Consider the following 1,476-nt stretch of genomic DNA (forward strand, 5'->3'; position numbering starts at 1 on the left):
GGCAAATTGATAGTAACACTTGCGAAGTAGATCGCATAGTTAGTAATTAATTAGCTCAGTTCTGCAACAGGGATCGTAGAACTGGAAACTGTTGGCGAATTTTTAATAAAAATCAGGTTCGACTAAATTCTCTGATTTAATTATTTCTAAAAAATATTTATATGCATTTTGATCTAACTCTAATAAATCATCAAGTAAATTTTTTTCTATTAAAGCCCAGTGAAATATTCCATATCCATTAGTTTGACCTTTAAAGAAAATAGTATTAAAATTCAATTTTGGTTCAACAATAACTATTTCAGTGTCTCTATAAGCAATTAATCCCCCATAATCAAAGGGTATTCCGTAAAAATACGTTTCATTCTTAATCCAATAAGTTGCAAAAACATTAATTATTTCACCTGATTTTGTTTCTATCTTCATTTAGTCTTGTCCTTTATTGAGTTTAACACATCTCTAGGATCTGCCATTATTCTTTGTGGTGTTGTTATTTTCATATCATAAGCTTTACCTGTATTAGAATTATATTGATAATGAATTGTGATTTTCTGTCCATTAGATAATTCATATACAGCTTGCATCTTTTGAAAACCTAATGATGAGTCAAATCTAATATCATTATTCATTCCTTTTAATTCGCTGCCAACTAAGGGATTTAACTCAACTTGTTTCCAAAATAATTGTTCATTTAGATCTCGAGGTATTATAGTTTGTGTTCCTGATTTAGCTGTTGATATTTTTTCTGCTTCTTTTATCTGTTGCATTTGTTGATTTGTAAGATTCAGATTTTTATCCTTAACACTAGCCGAACCAACAAACATCGAACCAATTATTGCCACAGAATGCATTGCATTATCAAACTTAACTAGATTTCTTGCCGATTCAATACTTATTCCTAAACCTTCTGATAAATTTTGAGCCTTATATTCATTATAGGCAGCTTGATCTCTTCCTTCTAATTCACCAATTTGGCTTAATATTTTTTTATAGCCATCATAATATTTGGTGTAATTAGCATAAGCATCATTATAAGCTAGATAATCTTCTGGAGTTAGAGTTTTAAAATAGCTATCATATGCTGACTGCAACTCTATTCTTGCTGAATTACATTCTGATGAGCTTAAATTCTGACAAACATTATTTAGAATCTCATCTCGTTGTGCATCTAGCGCATTTAAAATAGCAACTTGGCCTTCTAATTCCTGTTTCTTTTCGTCTGAAACAACTAGACTACCTTTATTTATCAAGTCTAATTTAGCTTGTGCATCTTTTCTTTCTTTATCTTCCGATGCACTCAAATAGTTATTCTCAACCGCATTTTTACCACCAGCAATAGCGGTATTAATATCCTGAGCATCACCACCTAATGCGGCAATAGTCAGTCCGGTGGTCAGTTGGGCGAGTGCGCTGACTTGTTGTTTTTCATCCTGATTTAATTCATCTATACTTTTATTCGGATAAAGAATACTGGCAATG

General features: G+C 31.5%; 2 protein-coding genes. Both read right to left on the reverse strand.

Features of this window, described 5'->3' with window-relative positions:
- Window positions 1-102: 102 nt before the first annotated feature.
- Window positions 103-423 (reverse strand): hypothetical protein, encoded by a 321-nt coding sequence (locus J3U57_RS12595; protein ID WP_267344975.1) that lies wholly within the window; start codon window positions 421-423, stop codon window positions 103-105.
- Window positions 420-1,476: VENN motif pre-toxin domain-containing protein (locus tag J3U57_RS12600; protein ID WP_267358485.1), on the reverse strand; the 1,057-nt coding region annotated here is incomplete at its 5' end. The genes J3U57_RS12595 and J3U57_RS12600, both read right to left, overlap by 4 nt.

This window comes from Gilliamella sp. B3464, from assembly GCF_026536145.1.
GTDB lineage: Bacteria > Pseudomonadota > Gammaproteobacteria > Enterobacterales > Orbaceae > Gilliamella.

Coding starts and splice junctions, on each gene's coding strand:
- J3U57_RS12595 (WP_267344975.1), bottom strand. CDS start 423: ATGAAGATAGAAACAAAATCAGGTGAAATAATTAATGTTTTTGCAACT.